Origin of the sequence: Agrobacterium tumefaciens str. B6 (assembly GCF_001541315.1) — a bacterium.
GTDB lineage: Bacteria > Pseudomonadota > Alphaproteobacteria > Rhizobiales > Rhizobiaceae > Agrobacterium > Agrobacterium radiobacter.
The window spans coordinates 74,034-92,800 of the sequence record NZ_LMVK01000009.1; the positions used below are offsets into that span (position 1 = coordinate 74,034).

19 protein-coding genes are annotated in these 18,767 nt (G+C 59.9%); 9 read left to right on the plus strand and 10 right to left on the minus strand.

The genetic code is table 11. The annotated features are described in order from the left end of the window. The 4 genes from rutC to ASB65_RS08780 form a co-directional block, all read right to left on the minus strand. Window positions 1-387, minus strand: coding sequence for a pyrimidine utilization protein C (gene rutC / locus ASB65_RS08765; protein WP_003492069.1), 387 nt, complete (start codon window positions 385-387; stop codon window positions 1-3). A gap of 26 nt (window positions 388-413) precedes the next feature. Continuing rightward, window positions 414-1,154, minus strand: coding sequence for a pyrimidine utilization protein B (gene rutB, locus ASB65_RS08770; protein ID WP_060723695.1), 741 nt, complete (start codon window positions 1,152-1,154; stop codon window positions 414-416). Beyond that, complete coding sequence (rutA, locus tag ASB65_RS08775; RefSeq protein WP_060723696.1) at window positions 1,151-2,242, minus strand: pyrimidine utilization protein A; 1,092 nt, start codon at window positions 2,240-2,242, stop codon at window positions 1,151-1,153. The genes rutB and rutA overlap by 4 nt, the downstream gene beginning before the upstream one ends. Before the next feature lie 408 nt (window positions 2,243-2,650). Next, on the minus strand, window positions 2,651-3,262 hold the full coding sequence (locus ASB65_RS08780) for a biliverdin-producing heme oxygenase (protein WP_060723697.1): 612 nt from the start codon (window positions 3,260-3,262) through the stop codon (window positions 2,651-2,653). Window positions 3,263-3,544: 282 nt separating this feature from the next. Between ASB65_RS08780 and ASB65_RS08785 the strand changes: the two genes are divergently transcribed. From ASB65_RS08785 to ASB65_RS08825, 9 genes are all read left to right on the plus strand, one after another. After that, the gene (locus tag ASB65_RS08785) at window positions 3,545-4,429 is read left to right on the plus strand and encodes a dihydrodipicolinate synthase family protein (protein ID WP_060723698.1); all 885 of its coding nucleotides are present in this window, start codon (window positions 3,545-3,547) and stop codon (window positions 4,427-4,429) included. Window positions 4,430-4,450: 21 nt separating this feature from the next. Continuing rightward, entirely contained in the window at window positions 4,451-5,107 is a 657-nt protein-coding gene (locus ASB65_RS08790; RefSeq protein WP_060723699.1) for a GntR family transcriptional regulator, read from the plus strand. A 103-nt stretch (window positions 5,108-5,210) separates the two neighbouring features. After that, entirely contained in the window at window positions 5,211-6,542 is a 1,332-nt protein-coding gene (locus ASB65_RS08795) for an ABC transporter substrate-binding protein (protein WP_020810418.1), read from the plus strand. Continuing rightward, window positions 6,542-7,480 carry a carbohydrate ABC transporter permease gene (locus ASB65_RS08800; protein ID WP_060723700.1) on the plus strand — a complete coding sequence of 313 codons (939 nt, stop codon included), beginning with the start codon at window positions 6,542-6,544 and terminating at the stop codon, window positions 7,478-7,480. Before ASB65_RS08795 ends, ASB65_RS08800 begins: the two co-directional genes overlap by 1 nt. Continuing rightward, complete coding sequence (locus ASB65_RS08805; RefSeq protein ID WP_060723701.1) at window positions 7,480-8,316, plus strand: carbohydrate ABC transporter permease; 837 nt, start codon at window positions 7,480-7,482, stop codon at window positions 8,314-8,316. Before ASB65_RS08800 ends, ASB65_RS08805 begins: the two co-directional genes overlap by 1 nt. 32 nt (window positions 8,317-8,348) lie before the next feature. Next, entirely contained in the window at window positions 8,349-9,407 is a 1,059-nt protein-coding gene (locus ASB65_RS08810) for an ABC transporter ATP-binding protein (protein ID WP_013636780.1), read from the plus strand. A gap of 49 nt (window positions 9,408-9,456) precedes the next feature. Continuing rightward, complete coding sequence (locus ASB65_RS08815; RefSeq protein ID WP_060723702.1) at window positions 9,457-10,419, plus strand: sugar kinase; 963 nt, start codon at window positions 9,457-9,459, stop codon at window positions 10,417-10,419. 143 nt (window positions 10,420-10,562) lie between these two features. Continuing rightward, window positions 10,563-11,621, plus strand: a complete 1,059-nt coding sequence (locus ASB65_RS08820; RefSeq protein WP_060723703.1) for a P1 family peptidase — start codon at window positions 10,563-10,565, stop codon at window positions 11,619-11,621. Between the two features lie 20 nt (window positions 11,622-11,641). After that, window positions 11,642-12,508, plus strand: a complete 867-nt coding sequence (locus tag ASB65_RS08825; RefSeq protein ID WP_060723704.1) for a D-amino-acid transaminase — start codon at window positions 11,642-11,644, stop codon at window positions 12,506-12,508. Window positions 12,509-12,573: 65 nt separating this feature from the next. Here ASB65_RS08825 and ASB65_RS08830 read toward each other — a convergent pair whose 3' ends face one another. From ASB65_RS08830 to ASB65_RS08855, 6 genes are all read right to left on the minus strand, one after another. After that, the gene (locus ASB65_RS08830; protein WP_060723705.1) at window positions 12,574-13,470 is read right to left on the minus strand and encodes a LysR substrate-binding domain-containing protein; all 897 of its coding nucleotides are present in this window, start codon (window positions 13,468-13,470) and stop codon (window positions 12,574-12,576) included. 128 nt (window positions 13,471-13,598) lie between these two features. After that, window positions 13,599-15,110 (minus strand): serine hydrolase domain-containing protein, encoded by a 1,512-nt coding sequence (locus tag ASB65_RS08835; RefSeq protein WP_060723706.1) that lies wholly within the window; start codon window positions 15,108-15,110, stop codon window positions 13,599-13,601. A gap of 171 nt (window positions 15,111-15,281) precedes the next feature. After that, window positions 15,282-16,022: an ABC transporter ATP-binding protein gene (locus ASB65_RS08840; RefSeq protein ID WP_003503988.1), complete on the minus strand. Its 741-nt coding sequence runs from the start codon at window positions 16,020-16,022 to the stop codon at window positions 15,282-15,284. Beyond that, the gene (locus ASB65_RS08845) at window positions 16,019-16,849 is read right to left on the minus strand and encodes an ABC transporter ATP-binding protein (RefSeq protein WP_003503986.1); all 831 of its coding nucleotides are present in this window, start codon (window positions 16,847-16,849) and stop codon (window positions 16,019-16,021) included. The genes ASB65_RS08840 and ASB65_RS08845 overlap by 4 nt, the downstream gene beginning before the upstream one ends. A gap of 3 nt (window positions 16,850-16,852) precedes the next feature. Beyond that, window positions 16,853-17,755 (minus strand): nickel transporter permease, encoded by a 903-nt coding sequence (gene nikC / locus ASB65_RS08850; RefSeq protein ID WP_060723707.1) that lies wholly within the window; start codon window positions 17,753-17,755, stop codon window positions 16,853-16,855. Next, complete coding sequence (locus ASB65_RS08855; RefSeq protein ID WP_003514118.1) at window positions 17,752-18,765, minus strand: ABC transporter permease; 1,014 nt, start codon at window positions 18,763-18,765, stop codon at window positions 17,752-17,754. The genes nikC and ASB65_RS08855 overlap by 4 nt, the downstream gene beginning before the upstream one ends. Between the last annotated feature and the right edge of the window lie 2 nt (window positions 18,766-18,767).

Genomic DNA, 18,767 nt, shown 5'->3' on the forward strand with positions numbered 1-18,767 from the left:
CTATTTGCCGATATGGGCGACGGTGGCGATTTCCACCAGCGCGTCAGGCTTTACGAGGCCGCACTGGATGCAATAACGCGCAGGCTTGTCGCCGGGAAAATATTCAGCGTAGACCGTGTTGACCGCTTGGTAATTGGCCCAGTCGGTGATGAAGATGTGGTTCATCGTCACGTCCTCCATCGTGCCACCGGCGGTTTCGATGACAGACTTGATGGTTTCCAGAACATGACGGGTCTGCGCGCTGGCATCGCCCACATGCACGACATTATTGTCCTTGTCGAAGGGCAGCGTGCCGGAAACGTAAACCACGCCATCGGCAAGGGTTCCCGGCGAAAAAGGGGCGATGGGTTTGCTGGTACCGGCAGGCACCACGATCTTCTTCGGCATTTCATTCTCCTCTTTGTGTTTCTCAATCAATCGGTGACGGGTGCGGCCTGCGAAATCACGCCGCAGAAATCATTGACGGTTGCCACCCAGCCGAAAAATTTCTCGACATTGTAGACCGTCGCCTGCTGGATATAGTCCGGCCCCAGATGATGCGTGGCATCCTCCAGCATCACCCCGAAATATTCGAGATGGAAGGCGTCGCGCAGCGAGCTTTCGACGCAGACATTGGTGGCGATGCCGACGAACACCAGATTGCGGATGCCGCGGGCACGCAACACGCTGTCCATATTGGTGTTGAAGAAACCGCTGTAACGTGTCTTCGGCACCAGAATATCGCCGGGCTGCGGCTGCAACTCATCGACGATGGCATAGTCCCACGTTCCCTTGGCCAGCAGCTGGCCCTGCAGTTCCGGCCTTTTGCGCATCGTCTTCAGCGCATTGGACTTGTGCCAGTTGGGCGAACCCGGCCCGCCCGCCTCGACATAATCCTTGTCCCAGCCGTTCTGGAAATAAATGACCTGAACGCCCGCCGCCCGCGCCGCATCCAGCGTCTTCTTGATGTTGGCGATGGTGCCCTTGGCCCCGGAAATATCGAACCCGGCAAGGTCGACATAACCGCCCTCGGTCGAATAGGCGTTCTGCATGTCGACCACGACAACGGCGGTCTCGCTGGGCTTCAGGGTAATCGGCTCAGGCCTTGCGGGAAGCGTCACGCTTTCCGAACGGCTTTCCGGCCCCTTGTAACCCGCCACGACGGCTTCGCTCATTCCGCAGCCTCCAGTTCGGCCTGAACATGCGCCCTGCTCTTCATCAGCGGCTGCACATATTTGCCGAATTTTTCGACGCCTTCGAGGAAGTCGTCAAAGGTCAGCATCACGCCGCCCGTTCCCGGCACTTCGCTCATCTCGTCCAGCATGGCCGCCACCTCCTCATAGGCGCCGATCAGCGTTCCCATGTTGGTGTTGACCGCCGAGACGGGGTTGGACATGTGCCGGACATTGGTGTCGGAGCCGGATTTGGTGTCGACAGAACTTTGCAGGCCGAGCCACTTGATCGCCTCCTCATCCGCGCCCGCCTTGTAGTGCTCCCACTTCGCCCAGGCATCCTCGGATTTTTCCTCGGCAAGGATCATGGTCAGCACCACGGATTTGACGTCGCGGCCGGTCTTTTCGGTTGCCGCCAGAAGTCGCTCATTGGTGGGCGCAAAAGCCTTGGGCGTATTGACGCCGACGCCGAAGCAGAAGCTGTAATCGGCGAACTTGGCCGAAAACGCCATGCCGGAATTGGAGGAACCGGCGCAGATGAGCTTCACATCACCCTGCGGCACCGGCTTCATCCGGCAATCCTCCATCTGGAAGAACTTGCCCTTGTGGTCCGATTGCCCGTCCGTCAGCAGTTCCTTTAGCACCGTGGTGTATTCGCCGAGATATTCATAACGGTCGCCGAAATAATCATCACCCGGCCAGAGTCCCATCTGGCTGTATTCCGGCCGCTGCCAGCCGGTAATCAGGTTGATGCCAAAACGGCCGCCGGAAATGGAGTCGATCGTCGTCGCCATGCGCGCGACGATGGCCGGCGGCATGACCAACGTGGCGGCGGTGCCGAACAGTTTAATCTTGGAGGTGACGGCGGCAAGACCCGCCATCAGGGTGAAGGATTCAAGATTATAGTCCCAGAATTCAGTCTTGCCGCCGAAGCCGCGCAGCTTGATCATCGACAGCGCAAAGTCGAAACCATATTGCTCCGCCTTCAGCGTGATCGCCTTGTTCAGGTCGAAGCTCGGCTTGTATTGCGGCGCGTTTTCGGAGAGGAGCCACCCATTGTTTCCGATCGGTATAAAAACACCAACTTCCATTTTGCTGTTCCCTTTTTAGCGTCAGGTGTCTCCTGACTTGACAAAAGAGTAGCAGGTTCTGTGCCAGACCAAATAAAATAATTTTATCAAATGGATAAAATTTTGGGACGCATTTGAGCCTTGACCAAAAGATAAAAAATTTATCATTTGGTCAAAATATTTGCCTGTTTATTCGGCAGTTACAAATAGAAAAAGGACGGCCCTCGAGCCGTCCCCAATATACGCGACGAAAAAGCTCCAACCTCTCCGCCGTCATCCTCGGGCTTGACCCGAGGATCCATAACCCACTGAAATCAATGGATCCTCGGGTCAAGCCCGAGGATGACGTCGAATGCTGAGCGAGTTCTGTCGGCAAATTTTAGCTAACCTACCGGCCGCCATTTTCAATCACGGAGCTATGCCAAAACCTCAGACGAGACGCTGCTGCGCATAGGCATGCACGGCGCGGAAGGCAGCCTCGGCGCCTGCGACAACACGCTCTTCCTCTTCGACCGTCAGCGAAATTTCATCGAGCGCGGCGGTGAAGGTGCGCCAGTGCAGGCCACGCCCTTCCGGAGCGCCGGCCAGATGGCGCGCGCCGAATTCTTCGCTGAGGCCAAGCTTCGCGGCATCTTTCAGGAGGAAAGCCGCACCGAGATTGGAACCTTCGACCACGTAAAGCCAGCCCATGGCCTCCGGCAGATCGAACGGCGTTTCGTCAGTAAAGCGTGGGGCTTCCGTTTCGGGAATAGCGTGACCGAGATCGGCAAGGTCCTGCTCGATCATGGAGAGACGGCGGCGGCCTTTGAGATCAGGCAGCAGGCCATCGAGCGTTGCATTGGAGAAGAAGGCATCGAGGTCGCGATGGAAAAGATATTGCGTTTCCACGAATTTGCCGAAGTTCTCCCGGCTCTCAAACGGCTTGGCTGCCATGATGAAGGTATCGAGACCACCATGCGCGCCGCGCGTCGCAGCCCTCAGGCGCTTCACTCGGCTCTGCTCAATCTCTTCCACAGGCGCTGACGGCTCCACAACGGTCATGATACTTCCCTTTATCCCACAAACAGATTGCCTGATAAAAATCTTTACTGAAACAGTCAAATTTTATTTTAGCATTTTTGGGTGTTCCGCGGAAAAATGGCATCTGCGAAAACCGCCGCAAACATACCATGCCCCACCGGATGCAACATACCCCATCAAGCAGCCTCCGGAACCAATCCGCCCACCATTCCAGCCTACCGAACAATCATCTTGTAATTACCGCTTTACAACTAACATGTCAGTATGCCATCAATCTGCAGCCATCTTGGAGGAGCATCTTAATTGACCCAGAAATTCGGCCTTTCGGCAGCCCTGACGACCCCTTTCAAAACTGACGGAACCGTCGATATCGAAGCCATGATCGCGCATGCCCGCCGCTGCCTTGCAAATGGCTGCGACAGCGTCACACTCTTCGGCACCACCGGCGAGGGATGCTCCGTCGGCAGCCGCGAACGGCAGGTCATTCTCTCCCGCTTCATCGAGGCAGGCATTGCGCCCTCCCGTCTGGTCACCGGCGTTCTGGTGGACTCCATCGAGGATGCGGCGGAACAATCGGCCGAGGCCCTGAAAGCAGGCGCCCGCAATATTCTTCTCGCCCCGCCTTCCTATTTCAAGAATGTCAGCGACGACGGCCTGTTTGCCTGGTTCTCGGCGGTTTTCGAAAAGATCGGCAAGGGCGCGCGCGACGTACTCGTCTACAACATTCCTTCCGTGACCATGGTGACACTGTCGGTCGAGCTGGTGGGACGGTTGAGGAAGGCGTTTCCGGGCATCGTCACCGGCGTGAAGGACTCCTCCGGCAATTGGGCACATACCGAGCGTCTGCTGAAGGAGCATGGCGATCTCGCCATCCTGATCGGCGATGAGCGCGATCTCGCCAAGGGCGTTCGCCTCGGCGGTCAGGGCGCTATCTCCGGCGTTGCCAATTTCCTGACGCAGGAAGTCCGCGCCATGGCCGTTGACGGCAAGGACGACCCACGCATCGTCGATCTTGTTGTGGAACTTCTGAAATTCCCGGTTACGCCCGCCGTCAAGGTGCTGGTATCACACACGACAGGGGAAAATATCTGGTCTGACGTGCGCGCGCCGCTCGTTGCCATTTCACCGGAGGACCGGCGGCAGATCGAAGGCGCATTCGACGCGCTGTTTCGCAGGCAGGCCGCCTGAACAGACCTTGAAAGGTTGAGCATGGACGATACCGGCGAACAGACATTGCGGGAACGGGCGTATGAAAGCTTTACGCATCACCTTCTCTCGCGCGACGTTCGTCCGGGGCAGTTCATCTCGCAACGCCGCCTCGTGGAATTGACCGGTTTGCCGCTAGGGGCGATCCGGGAAGCAATTCCACGGCTGGAGGCGGAAGGTCTGATCAAGACCGTGCCGCAGCGCGGGTTGCAGGTCGCCCATATCGACATCAACCTCATCCGCGAGGCGTTCCAGTTCCGTATCTTTCTCGAAAAGGAGGCCGTGGCGCTCTTTACCCGTTCGGCCTCCGACGAGACCATCGCCAAGCTGTTGAAACAGCACCGCGATATTGCCGAAGCGGCTGAAAACGGCGGGGAATCGCCGGAACTGGATCAGCACGCGCAGCAGGTCGACTGGGGCATGCACGACGCCTTTATCGATGCGCTCGGCAATTCGATCATCTCGAACGCCTACCGGGTCAATTCCATCAAGATGCGCCTCATCAATCAGGAGCGCTTTCGCATCGCCGGTCACGTCAAATCGGTGATGAAGGAACATCTCGCCATTCTCGAAGCCATCGAGAAGCGATCCGTCGAAGACGCCGTGGAGCGGCTCACCGCCCATATCCGCAACGCAAGGGACAGGGCGCTGGCGGTGTAGGGCAATTTCGGCAGGGACACAGAGGATCCTGCGCCGGAATTGCAAGAAAATAAGCAACAAGCCGGGGTGAGGAGAATTTCCGGCTAACTGGAGGAGAACTGACATGAAGCATTCATTGCTCAACCCCACGCGTCGCGCCTTTCTGGCAGGCACGGCGGCGCTTGGCGGCAGCGCGGCGCTCGGCATTCGCCCGGCATCGGCGGCGGTGAACTGGAAAAAACACGCCGGCACCACCCTTGAAGTCAACCTCGTCAAAAGCCCGCGCAGCGAAACGCTGATCAAATATCTCGGCGAATTCGAAGCGCTGACCGGCATCAAGGTCAATGCCGAAGCAACGCCGGAACAGCAGCAGCGCCAGAAGGTCGTGATCGAGCTTTCCTCCGGCAAGCCGAGCTTCGACGTTGTGCATCTGAGCTACCACGTTCAGAAGCGTCAGTTTGAAAAGGGCAAGTGGCTGGCCGATATCAGCGGCTTCCTGAAGGACCCATCGCTGACCGATCCTTCGCTCGTCGAAAAGGACTTTGCCGAAGCCGGCATGCTGTTTGCCAAAGATAGCGACGGCGTGCTGCGCTCGCTGCCCTTCTCGGTGGATTACTGGATCGTCTACTGGAACAAGGAACTCTTCGAAGCCAAGGGCCTGAAATACCCCGAGACCTTCGAAGAACTGGTGACGGCGGCGGAAAAGATCACCGATCCCGCAACCAACACCTACGGTTTCGTCGCCCGTGGCCTGAAGAACGCCAATACCCCGGTCTGGACCTCGCTGATGCTGGGTTACGGCGCAAAGCCGATCAGCGCTGACGGAAAGATCGATACCGAATCGAAGGAAGCGGTCGAGGCAGCAAAACTCTATCAGCGCCTGATGACCAAAGCCGCCCCTCCCGGTGTCTCCGGCTTCAACTGGGCGGAAGCACAATCGGCCTTCCTGCAGGGCAAGATCGGCATGTGGTTCGATGGCGTCGGTTTTGCACCGCCGATCGAGAACCCGGAAAAGTCCCGCGTGGTAGGCAAGGTCGGTTACGGCGTCATGCCGAAGGGTCCGGCAGCACAGGCCGCCGGTACTTTCGGCGATGGTCTGGGTGTTGTCGAAGCCAGCAGCAAGAAGGAAGCCGCCTATCTCTTCTGCCAATGGGCGATCTCGCACGAAATGGGTGCGCGTCTCTTGCAGGCGGGTGCCGGCGTTCCGTTCCGCCAGTCCATCCTTGAAGACCAGAAGGTGCGCGAAGGCGTGAAGATGCCGGCCGCCTGGCTGGATGCGGTCGTCGGTTCCGGCAAGGTCTCACAGCTTGCCCTGCCCGTCATCATTCCGGTGACGGAATTCCGCGACATCTACGGCGTCGGCCTCACCAACATGATCGGCGGCGCAGACCCGGCAGCCGAATTGAAGAAGGCGACGGAACAGTTCGCACCCGTTCTGGCGCGTAGCGAGGGATAATGGCCTCCGTGAGCATCGAAAACACCAAAACAGGCGTCAGTCGCAAGGAAGGGAGCAGGCCGGCAAGGCTTGCCCCCAACTACTGGCCCTTCGTCATACCGGCACTTGTCGTCATCTCGGCGGTGATCGTTTTTCCATGGGTCTTTACGCTATGGATGAGCGCGCATCGCTGGACGCTCGGACAGGAGCAGAGCTTTATCGGTTTCGAGAACTACATCCGACTCGCAAGTGACGGACGCTTCTGGGAATCGCTTTGGCACACGCTCATCTATACCGTGCTGTCGGTCGTCGCCCCGCTGTTCCTTGGAACCTTGGCGGCGCTGGTTTTCGATGCGCAGTTTCCGTTGCGCGGTTTTCTGCGCGGCGTCTTCGTGATGCCGATGATGGCAACCCCGGTCGCCATCGCGCTCGTCTGGACCATGATGTTCCACCCGCAGCTCGGCGTTCTGAACTATCTCTTGTCCTTCATCCATATCGGACCGCTGGAATGGATCTACAACCAGTCCACCGTCATCCCCTCGCTGGTGCTGGTGGAAACTTGGCAATGGACGCCGCTCGTGATGCTGATCGTGCTTGGTGGTCTCGCCGCCGTGCCGCGCGAACCCTATGAGAGCGCCGAAATCGACGGCGCCAACGCCTGGCAGAAATTCCGTTACCTGACCATGCCGATGATCGCGCCATTTCTGATGATCGCCGTCATCATCCGCTCCATCGACGCCGTCAAAAGCTTCGACATCATCTATGCGATGACTCAAGGCGGGCCCGGCACGGCGTCTGAAACCATCAACATCTATCTCTACAACACGGCATTCGCCTATTACGACATCGGTTACGGCTCGGCCATGGCCGTCGTCTTCTTCATCATCATCGTGGCGCTGTCCTTCGTACTTTTGATGGTGCGCCAGCGTGCGCAATGGAACGAGATGGAGGACCGCTGATGACCCGCCAATTGCTCAAACGTAAAACCCTCGACCGCATCGGCCTCTTCTTCGTGGCGCTGGTGATGATTTCGCCGGTCGTCCTGTTCTTCATGTGGATGATCTCGCTGTCGCTCAAATACGAGATCGACAACGGCGCCTATCCGCCGATCCTGATCCCCGAACGTTTCGCCTGGTCAAATTATGTGAAGGTGTTCGAGGAGAATAATTTCTTCCTCTATTTCTGGAACTCGGTCCTCGTCACCGGCGCCGCCACCATTCTGGCGCTGGTGATCGGCGTTCCCGCCGGTTACGGCATCGCCCGGCTGAAGGCGGAAAAATCGGCGGTCGTCATCATGATCGCCCGCATGACACCCGGCCTCTCCTTCCTCATTCCGCTGTTCCTGCTGTTCCAATGGCTGAACCTGCTCGGCACGCTCTGGCCGCAGATCATCATCCATCTCGTGGTGACGGTTCCGATCGTGGTCTGGATCATGATCGGTTATTTCGAAACCACGCCGAAGGAACTGGAAGAAGCGGCAAGCATCGATGGCGCATCCTCCTGGCAGGTGTTCCGGCTGGTGGCGTTGCCGATTGCCAAGCCCGGCATCGTCGTTTCCTTTATCCTCGCGGTCATCTTCTCGTGGAACAACTTCGTCTTCGGCATCGTGCTGGCCAGCCGTGAAACGCGCACCCTGCCGGTGGCGGTCTACAACATGCTGTCCTTCGAACAGGTGAGCTGGGGACCGCTTGCCGCAGCCGCGCTGATCGTGACGCTGCCGGTGCTGCTGCTGACCATGTTCGCGCAGAAACAGATCGTGGCGGGCCTGACCGCCGGCGCCGTCAAGGGCGGCTGAATCAACCAATTAAAAATACGGGAACCAAAAACATGGCACCGGTCAATATTCTAAACGTCCAGAAGCGCTTCGGCGCGGTCAACATCATCCACGGCATCGATATCGATATCAAGGATGGCGAATTCGTCGTGCTGGTCGGCCCCTCCGGCTGCGGCAAATCCACCCTGCTGCGCATGATTGCGGGGCTTGAGGAAGTCAGCGACGGCGAAATCCACATCGGCGCGCGTGAGGTGAGCAACCTGCCCGCCCGCGACCGCGATATCGCCATGGTCTTCCAGAACTACGCCCTTTATCCGCACATGACGGTGAAGGACAATATGGGCTTCGCGCTGAAGCTGAAGAAGGTGAGCGCCGACGAAACCAAAGCCAAGGTCGACAAGGCCGCCGCCATTCTGGGACTGGACAAGCTGCTCGACCGTTATCCGCGCCAGCTTTCCGGCGGCCAGCGCCAGCGTGTTGCCATGGGCCGCGCACTGGTGCGCGATCCGCAGGTCTTCCTGTTCGATGAGCCGCTTTCCAACCTCGACGCCAAGTTGCGCGTGCAGATGCGCGGTGAGATCAAGGCCATGCACCAGCGCATCGGCACCACCACCATCTACGTCACCCACGACCAGGTGGAAGCCATGACCATGGCGGACAAGATCGTGGTGCTGCATGACGGCGTGATCGAGCAGATCGGCGCGCCGCTGGAGCTTTACGACCGCCCGGCCAACCTCTTTGTTGCCGGTTTCATCGGTTCGCCTGCGATGAACTTCATTCGTGGACGCGTCGAAGAAGGCGTGTTCCGCACCGTGAAGGGCTTAAGCCTTCCCCTGCCCGCCAACAGCGACATTGCCGCACTGGGCGGCCGCGACCTCGTCTACGGCGTGCGCCCGGAACATATCCGTGCAGCAAGCGGCGGTATCGAAGGCCGGGTCGAACTGGTCGAAGGCACCGGTTCGGAAATCTATGCCAAGCTGAACTGCAAGGGCGACGAGATCGCCTGCCTGTTCCGCGAGCGGCTGGACGTGCGGTTCGGCGATACGATCCATATCGCCATCGACCCGGAAATGGTTCACCTTTTCGACAAGGCAACCGGCAAGCGCATCTAAGGCGCATGCCGAGTAAAATTGCGTAAGACAAAGACATAGGGTGACGGGCATGGACAGCCAACACGAGAGCCGCAAACATGTGCTGTGCGTGGGTGCAGCCGTGCTCGACACCCTGTTTCGCGTCCATGACATGCCAAAGGGTGAAGGCAAGGTCCTGCCCTACGAAATGTTGCAGATCGCCGAGGGCATGGCATCCAGCGCAGCCTATGCGGTACACCGCATGGGCGGGCGCGCCAGCCTTTGGGGTGCTGTGGGCGACGACGAGACCGGAACCCGCATCCTGCGCGATCTCGCCGAAAGCGGTATCGACACCACAGGTATGACAGTCGCCGCCGGCGCACGCTCCGCACTCTCCACAATCATTATCGATGAACGCGGTGAGAGGCTGATCGTGCCTTTTTATGATCACAGGCTGCATGAGAAGAAGCGCTCCTGCACACCAGCGGACCTCGCCGCTTACGACGCCGTGCTGGTGGATGTGCGCTGGCCGGAACTGGCGCTCGATGTTCTTGATGTGGCACGCGCGCTCGGCAAACACGCCATTCTCGACGGCGACGTCGCGCCGGTCGAAACCCTCGAAAAGCTCGCACCCGCCGCGACCCACATCGTTTTTTCCGAACCCGCCGCCGCCCGGCTGACGGGGCCTGAGACGGTAGAGGACATGCTGCCGGTGCTGCACGCCCGCTACCCGCAAACCTTCATCGCCGTCACCGCCGGACCGGCAGGCTGCTGGTGGACGGAAGCTGGCGATCCCACTGTCCATTTTCAGGAAACGATGCAGGTCAAGGCGGTGGATACGCTGGCGGCAGGCGACATTTTCCACGGCACCTTTGCGCTTGCCATAGCCGAAGGCATGGAAAGCCGCGCCGCCATCCGGCTCTCCTCCGTTGCCGCTGCCCTGAAATGCACCGTCTTCGGTGGCCGCATCGGCGCACCCACACGCGAAGAGACCGAAGACGCGATGCGGCAATGGCTGGAGCGTGAACGGGGACCGGCGCTACGCGCCTCCTGAGCGCATCCATTGCCCGCATAAAACTATTCCATTTTTGCGATGCCGTTTCCCGGCGAACTAGGCTAACGTCAAGTCAGAGCAAAGCTTTTCGCAAGCCGCGCTTGTTCCACCTTGAGCCTGCATTCCGCAAAAGTGATCGCCCGATGCATCAGACGACCCGCCCGAGACTGCGCGATATCGGCTTGCCGCCCGGCCATTTCGAGACCGGCCCGCTCAATGCCATCACCGATGTTGAAGGCGTGACCATCGGCCATTCGACCGTGATTGAAGGCGACAAGATCCGCACCGGCGCAACCGCGATCCTGCCGCATGACGGCAATCTTTTTCAGGACAAGGTGCCCGCCGCCTTCGCCGTCTATAACGGCTTCGGCAAATTTGCGGGCTCGACCCAGATCGAGGAACTCGGCGAACTCGAAACACCTGTCATCCTCACCAATACGCTTGCAACCGGCCGGGCGATCGAGGCGATCAACCTCCATACGCTTTCGCAGCCGGGTAATGAAAAAGTGGTGTCCATCAACGCGGTCGTCGGAGAGACCAACGATTCTCGCCTCAACGACATCCGCGCCGGACGTCCGACCGTCGAGGAAATTTCGGCCGCGCTGAGAAACGCTGCCACGGGCCCGGTGGCCGAGGGTGGCGTTGGAGCCGGAACGGGCACGGTTGCCTTCGGCATGAAAGGCGGCATCGGAACTGCATCCCGCATCGCCAGCATCGCGGGGGAGACCTATACGCTCGGCGTTCTCGTGCAGTCCAATTACGGCGGCCATCTGCTGGTCTGCGGCAAGCCCTATGTCAGCCCTGATCACAAAGACAAGGACGGCTCCATCGTCATCGTGGTTGCAACCGATGCGCCGCTGTCGTCACGCAATCTGAAGCGCCTGGCCGCCAGAAGCTTTGGTGGGCTGGCCCGCACCGGCGCAGCACTCAGCAACGGCTCCGGCGATTATGCCCTGGCATTTTCCACCGACGAGCGCCTTCGCCGCACGCCCGCACGCCGCAAGGCCGTCACAGACTATCCCGAGCTTTCCAACGATGCGATCTCGCCGCTCTTCGAAGCCACAATAGAGGCAACCGAGGAGGCGATCCTCAACTCGCTCTGCACGGCCACAACGACATCAGGTTTCAATCCCGGCGCCGGCAAGGCCGCAACGGTCGAGGCCATTTGCATCGATACCCTTAAAACCCTTCTTTCAGCCTGACTTTTCCAGACGGAGTTTTCATGACTAGCCCATCCGGTCGCATCGTTTACGTCAACGGCGAATTCCTGCCCGAAGCGGACGCCCGCCTTTCCATCTTCGACCGCGGTTTCCTGTTCGGCGACGGCATTTATGAAGTCACCTCGGTTCTGGAAGGCAAGCTGATCGACAGCGACCTGCACATGGCCCGGCTGGAACGCAGCGCCCGCGAAATCGACGTGGCCCTGCCGGTTACCACGAAAGAGATCGTCGAGGCCGAACGCCGCCTGATCGCCGACAACAACCTCGTTGAAGGCATGATCTACCTGCAGCTGACGCGTGGCGCCGAAGACCGCAACTTCCTGTTCTCCGCTGATCTGAAGCCGACGCTGGTCATGTTCACCCAGGCCAAGAAGCTGATCGGCACCCCGGTCGAAGAAGCCGGCATCGCCGTCAAATCGGTTCCCGACCAGCGCTGGGAACGTCGCGATATCAAGACCGTCTGCCTTCTGCCGCAGGTCATGGCCAAGCGCATCGCCAAGGCTGACGGCTGTGACGAGGCGTGGATGATCGAGGATGGTTTCGTCACCGAAGGCGCTTCCTCGACCGCCTACATCGTCACCGCCGACAAGAAGATCATCACCCGCGGCAACAGCAACAAAACCCTGCCCGGCTGCACCCGTCTCGCCGCCCTGCAACTGGCCAAGGAAGCCGGTTTCACGCTGGAAGAGCGGCCTTTCACGCTGGAAGAAGCGCTGAACGCTGACGAGGCCTGCCTGACCAGCGCCTCCAACTTCGTGGTTTCAGTCACGAAGATCGACGGCAAGCCGGTGGGTAACGGCAAGCCCGGCCCGATGGTGACCCGCCTGCGCGCGCTCTACCTCGAAAACGCCCGCCGCACGGCGATCTGATCGAAAGCGTTTTGTTTGTCGCATTTCCGGACGGAAAACCGGGGTCCACTTTTCCTGGAAATGCTCTAACCCTCGAGAACCGCCCATATGCGCTCGACAACGGGCCGGCGGTTCTCCTTCGATCGATAGAGCCTGATATCGACCGCAATATCGAAGGTGGGATCGGCAGCGCGCACCAGCGCGCCGCCATCCAGCTCGTGTCGCATCAGGCTTTCTGGCACCCAGGCGACACCCCAGCCGGCCATCGCCATGGCTTTCAACCCCACCGACATGCTGCCTTCATGCACACGTTCGAATTTCGGCAGGCGCGCGCTCAGGAGATCGCGTAGCAAAGGCCCGAAGAACGAGGCCTTTTCATAATCGAGATAGGCGAAGGGTTTTCGCGCATTTTCCACCAGCGCATGCAACGGCGAACCATCTTTCGCCGGCGCGGAAACGGGAATGATGTTTTCCGCGCCGAGCACGCGGAACTCGAAGGTCTGCGCATCAAGCAGCATCGGCACTTCGGGATGGGCATAGGTCAGAAGAAAATCGCTTTGCCCGTCCACCAGCGAATTGAGGTTTTCCTCCATGCTGCCGGAATCGGGGCGCAATACTGAAAATAGCGGCCCGGCCGTCTCGTTGACCCGTTTCAGCCAGTCGGGAAAGAAGGTGAAGGACAGGGTATGCAGGGCCGTCAGCCGAACAGTCCTGGCATCTGCTCCTTCTTCCTGCAGCAGGGTGCGCCGCGCATGATAAAGCTGCTTCAGCGTTTCCTGCGCCACCGGCACGAACTTCACGCCCGCCTCGGTCAGCCGCGACGGATAGGAGGCGCGATCGACCAACGTCGCGCCTACCCAGGCTTCAAGCTGCTTGATACGCCGGCTAAAGGCGGATTGCGTGACATGTCGCTCCTCCGCCGCTTTCGAGAAATTGAGCGTTCCGGCCAGCGCCAGGAAATCCTCGAGCCATTTGACTTCCACGGCTCACACTCCCAACAAAAATATCTTCCCGGTTATTCAGAAGCGTCTTTATTAGGTGCAATGAGGCGTGAATGAAACCCTCTTGTAAGGCGCGGGGCTGCGGCCAATCGCCGGATCGGCCTGACGACCTAGCGGCTTCGATAATATTCGATCATCCGCGCCCGGCTGGAGATCAGCTCGATCCGGTCATCGCCCAGCCGGTTGAGGCAGACGCGCTTCGTCCAGGGGCCATCTGTGAGCGTGAAGAGAAAACGGCCGTTACCGAGCGCCTTCAGGGCCATACTGCGGCGGGTCGGACCGATGCCCATCGTCAGCGACGAACCGCTGATCGAAAATTCTGCCCCCTCATCCGAACGCCACGTTCCCGAAAGATCATCCGGCACGGCATGATCGGCGACAGGCAGGAAGCAGCGGGCGGCGTGACCGACCTCGCCGACAATGGCATCGCCCTCAAGCCTGAGACGCATCGGAGAGGATGCGGAGCGGGAAGAGACCCAGCCATCGACATCTTCATAAAGCGTGTCGTCGCCATCGATGAAAGTCGAGGTGCTGCCCTTGATCTCCAGCCACCACGGCCCGCTTTCTGTCACGTAAAGACCATCAGGCAGGCTGGCGGCGGGCTTGGGCAGCGGCAGCCCGGTCAAAGCCGCCATGCTTTCCAGCGCGATCTTGAAGCCGGTGGGATCCTCGCGATTGGCCACCCCGACGAAACCCGTGCCGTTTCCAGGATCGAGCAGGAAGTAAGTCTTGTAGCGGGGTTGCGAACCGCCATGACCGACGAAACGCGTATCCCCCAGATGCGACCAGCGCAGGCCGAGGCCATATTCGCTCATCCGCCCGTCGGTAAGCGGCCGCTCAGCCGAAAGCCTGTCAAGAACACCCGCAAAACTGCCCTCGCGCCGCATCAGCCCCTGCAGCCAGCGGGTCAGCGCTTCGGCACTGCCGGCAAGACTGCCGGAAGCGGAGATATGCAGACCGGCCGCCGAAAGCTGCCAGTTGTCTTCCGACTTCCAGTAACCCGGCACAAGGCCGTCGACCGGATCGTTCCAGACATCCGGCGCCTTCAGGAACACGCCGAACGGACCGGCAATTTGCTCCTGCACGAAATCGTCAAAACGGAAACCGCGACGCTCCAGCGCCGCTTCCACCAGACGATAACCGGTATTGGAATAGGACACCTCACTGCCGGCATCGAAATTCAGTCGGGTCAGCCTGGACAGATAGCCGAGAAGCGGTCCGGCCTTCGTTTCGGTGTAAACGGAAAGGCCAAGCAGCGAGAGGCATTCCCGCGTATCCGGCAGGCCGCCGCTCATATCCAGCGCCTGCCCGACCGTCACCTCGCGGAGCGGCGATTGCAGCTCCGGCAGATGTTTGCCGAGTGGATCGTCAAGACCGATCAGATCGGAATGGGCAAGCACCATGGCGCAGAAGGCATGTTTAGTGACGGAGGCATAACGCACCACGCTTTTCGGCGTGAAGGGCGCAAAGGTCGAAAGGCTCTCAACGCCACCAGCATGGGCAAACCGGATGCCGCCGATATCGAAACCGATAACCGCCCCGCCCGGCTCGTTGCCCGCCCATTGCGAGACGAAGCTCTCGGCAAGCGTTGAAGCGGCGTTCCAGTCGAATTGCTGTGACATTGTTCGGTCTCTTGTGTCTTCATTGAAAGCCGGACGGACGTGGGAACCGACACGGCATATTCGGGCTTGACCCGAGGATCCACCTCTCACGGGTGCATGGATCCTCGCCTCAGGGGCGAGGATGACGGAGGAAAGCTTGTGCTGCCTCTCCATCATCCCCAAAGACCTATCTCAGGCCGGCTCTTCCAGCCGGATGCTCAGGCTGCGCAGCTCTTCCGTATGCGGATGTTTGATGCGGCCCTCGCGCAGATCACCGGCGCTCAGTTTCTCGACCATGTCGCCATTCAGCATCACGCCCACCTGTGGGCACAGATGCGCGATAACAGCCAGATTGTGGCTGACGAGGATATAGGTGAGGTTGCGCGCCGCCCGCAAATCCTGCAACAGGTTCAGGATTTCCGCCTGCACCGAAACGTCGAGTGCCGAGGTCGGCTCATCGAGCAGCAGAACCTCAGGGTCGGCGATCAGGGCACGCGCAATCGCCACACGCTGGCGCTGGCCGCCCGAGAGCTGGTGTGGAAACCGGAAGCGCACCGCCTGCGGCAAGGCAACATCCGATAGAGCCTGCTGGATGCGTTTTTCGATATTGTCCATGCCGTGAACCAGCGGCAATTCGCTGAGAATGCGGTCGATGGTCTGGCGCGGATGCAGCGAACCATAGGGGTCCTGAAACACCATCTGCACCTGCCGGAAGAATTCCGGCGTGCGCTTCAGCGGTGCGTCTTTGCCGGCAAAGGCGATGCGGCCTTCCCAGCTTTCGTTGAGACCCGCCATGGCGCGCAGGATGGTGGACTTGCCCGAGCCGCTTTCGCCAACGATGCCGAAGCTGCCGCCCTTTTCGACCGAAAAGGACACGCCCTTCACCACTTCACGGTCGCCGAACTTGATACGGAGATTTTCGACGTCGATCATAGGCTGGACCACGCTGCATCACGGTTGAGAACGGGAAGACGCTCGCGCGGATGCGTCAGCGAGGGAATGCAGTTCAAGAGACCCTGCGTGTAAGGATGCTGGGCTTTCAGGAGTTCGGAAGCCTTCAGTTCCTCCATCACCCGGCCGGAATACATGACAGCCACGCGGTCGCAGAAATGCGAGACAAGCGGCAGGTCGTGGCTGATGAGGATGAGACCCATGCCGCGTTCCGATACCAGCTCCTCGATCAGCCGCAGGATTTCCGCCTGCACCGTGGCATCGAGAGCACTCGTCGGTTCGTCGGCGATCAGAAGCTCGGGATCGGGCGCCAGCATCATGGCGATCATGACACGCTGGCCCATGCCGCCGGAAACCTCGTGAGCGTAGGACGAAGCGACCTGGCGCGGATTGCGGATCTTCACCTGATCGAGCAGAGCGATTGCCGCCTCCATGGCCGCACGCTTGCTGCCGCCCTTGTGGGCGCGCCAGGCTTCCGCGATCTGTGCACCCATGGTCTTGACCGGGTTCAGCGAATATTTCGGATCCTGAAGGATGAAACCTGCCCGTTTTCCTCGGATCTGGCGCATCTGCTTTTCACTGGCGGAAAGCACGTCGATACCGTCAAAGGAAAGCTTGTCGGCCCTGATATCAGCATTGGAGGGCAGAAGCTTCATCAGCGCGCGCGCCGTGAGGCTCTTGCCCGAACCGGATTCACCGACGATGCCGAGCTTTTCTGTTCCGAGCTTCATGGAAACACCGCGCACCGCCTCGAAGCGGCTGGTGCGGGTCTGGAACGCGATCTTCAGATTTTCGATTTCGACCAGCATGGCTCAATGTCCCTTCGGGTCGAGCACGTCGCGCAGACCATCGCCAAGGAAGTTGAAGGCGAGCGAGACGAGGAAAATGGCGATGCCCGGAATGGTGGCGACCCACCATTGTTCGAAGATGAAGCGCTTGGCCGTCGCAATCATCGCACCCCATTCCGGCGAAGGCGGCTGCGCGCCCATGCCGAGGAAACCGAGGCTTGCGGCGGTGATGATGATCGAGCTCATGTCGAGCGTGATGCGCACGATGAGGCTCGGCACGCAGAGCGGCGCGATGTGACGGGCGATGATGCGCCAGGCGGAAGCGCCTGTCAGCCGGTAGGCCGCAACGAAATCGCTGCCGCGAACCGTCATGGTTTCGGCGCGAGCGAGACGCGCATAGGGCGGCCAGGCGGTGGGCGCGATGGCGAGAATGGCGCTTTCGACGCCAGGCTTCAGCGCCGCGACGAAGGCAAGCGCCAGGATGAGGCGCGGGAAGGCCAGGAACACATCGGTCACCCGCATCAACACCGTATCGACGATACCGCCGAAATAACCGGCGATGCAGCCGATGGCGAGACCGATCGGCGCAACGAGAACGACGACGGCAATGACCATGCCAAGCGTGACGCGACCACCATAAAGAATGCGGGAAAGAATGTCGCGACCCAGCTCATCCGTGCCGAACCAGTGCTCGGCACTCGGGAAGGCAAGGCGGTTGCCGAGGTTCTGCGCGGCCGGATCGTAAGGCGCGATGAACGGCGCCAGCAGCGACAGCGCAATGAAGACGATGATGATCGTGAGACCGACCACCGCCAGCGGATTGGACTTGAGGTTCAGCCAGATGCGGTACCGGTTTCCCCAGGCAGCCTGCCTGCGGGAATGCGGCGTCTCATCCAGAGCCCAGTTTCTGAAAGTTGCTAACATCATCGAACGCGGGGATCCATTACTCGGTAAAGTACGTCTGCGAGCAGGTTGAGGCCGACATAGATCAGGCCAATCAACAGGGTCGCTCCGACGACAGGGTTCATGTCCGCGTTCATGAGCGAGACGGTGAGATATTGGCCAAGGCCCGGCCAGCTAAAGACGGTTTCCGTCACCACGGCACCTTCCAGAAGGCCGGCATAGGTGAGTGCGAGAACCGTGACGAGCTGTACGGCAACCGTCGGGAAGGCGTGCCCCCAGATAACGGTCATTGCCGAAAGCCCCTTGGCACGGGCGGTAATGACATATTCGCCCTTCAGCGCATCGATCATGAAGGCGCGTGTCATGCGGGTGATATAGGCCATGCTGAAATAGGCAAGAATGCAGACCGGCTGCACCATATGGGCGATGGCGTCGTAAAACGCGTCCCAGTCGCCCGCAAGCAGCGTATCGACCGTCATTAGCCCCGTGACCGGCGAGATCATGCCGTCATAGATAATGTCCTGCCTGCCCGGTCCGGGTGCGACGCCAAGCGTGGCGTAAAATACCAGCAGCGAAATCAGCGCCAGCATGAAGACGGGCACGGAATGGCCGGCAAGGCAGACGACGCGGATGATCTGGTCCGTCAACTTACCCTGCTTCACGGCGGCCCATACGCCGAGCGGAATGCCGATCAGCGCAGCGAGAATGAGTGCTGCCGTAGCAAGCTCGAAGGTGGCGGGGAAAACGCGCTTGATATCGATCCAGACCGGGTTGCGGGTCAGGATGGAATTGCCGAAATCACCGTGCAGCACCTGCGACACATAGTGGAAAAACTGAACGACCAGTGGCTGGTCCAGGCCCATTTCGGCCCGAACCCGCACAATGACGTCTTCAGGCGCGTTGTCGCCGACTGCCGCAATGACGGGATCGACAGGCATGACGCGCCCGATCAGGAAGGTGATGACCATCAACCCGAACAGCGTCAGAATGACGCTGCTCAGTGTCGACGATATGCTTTTGACGCGCTTGTTCAATG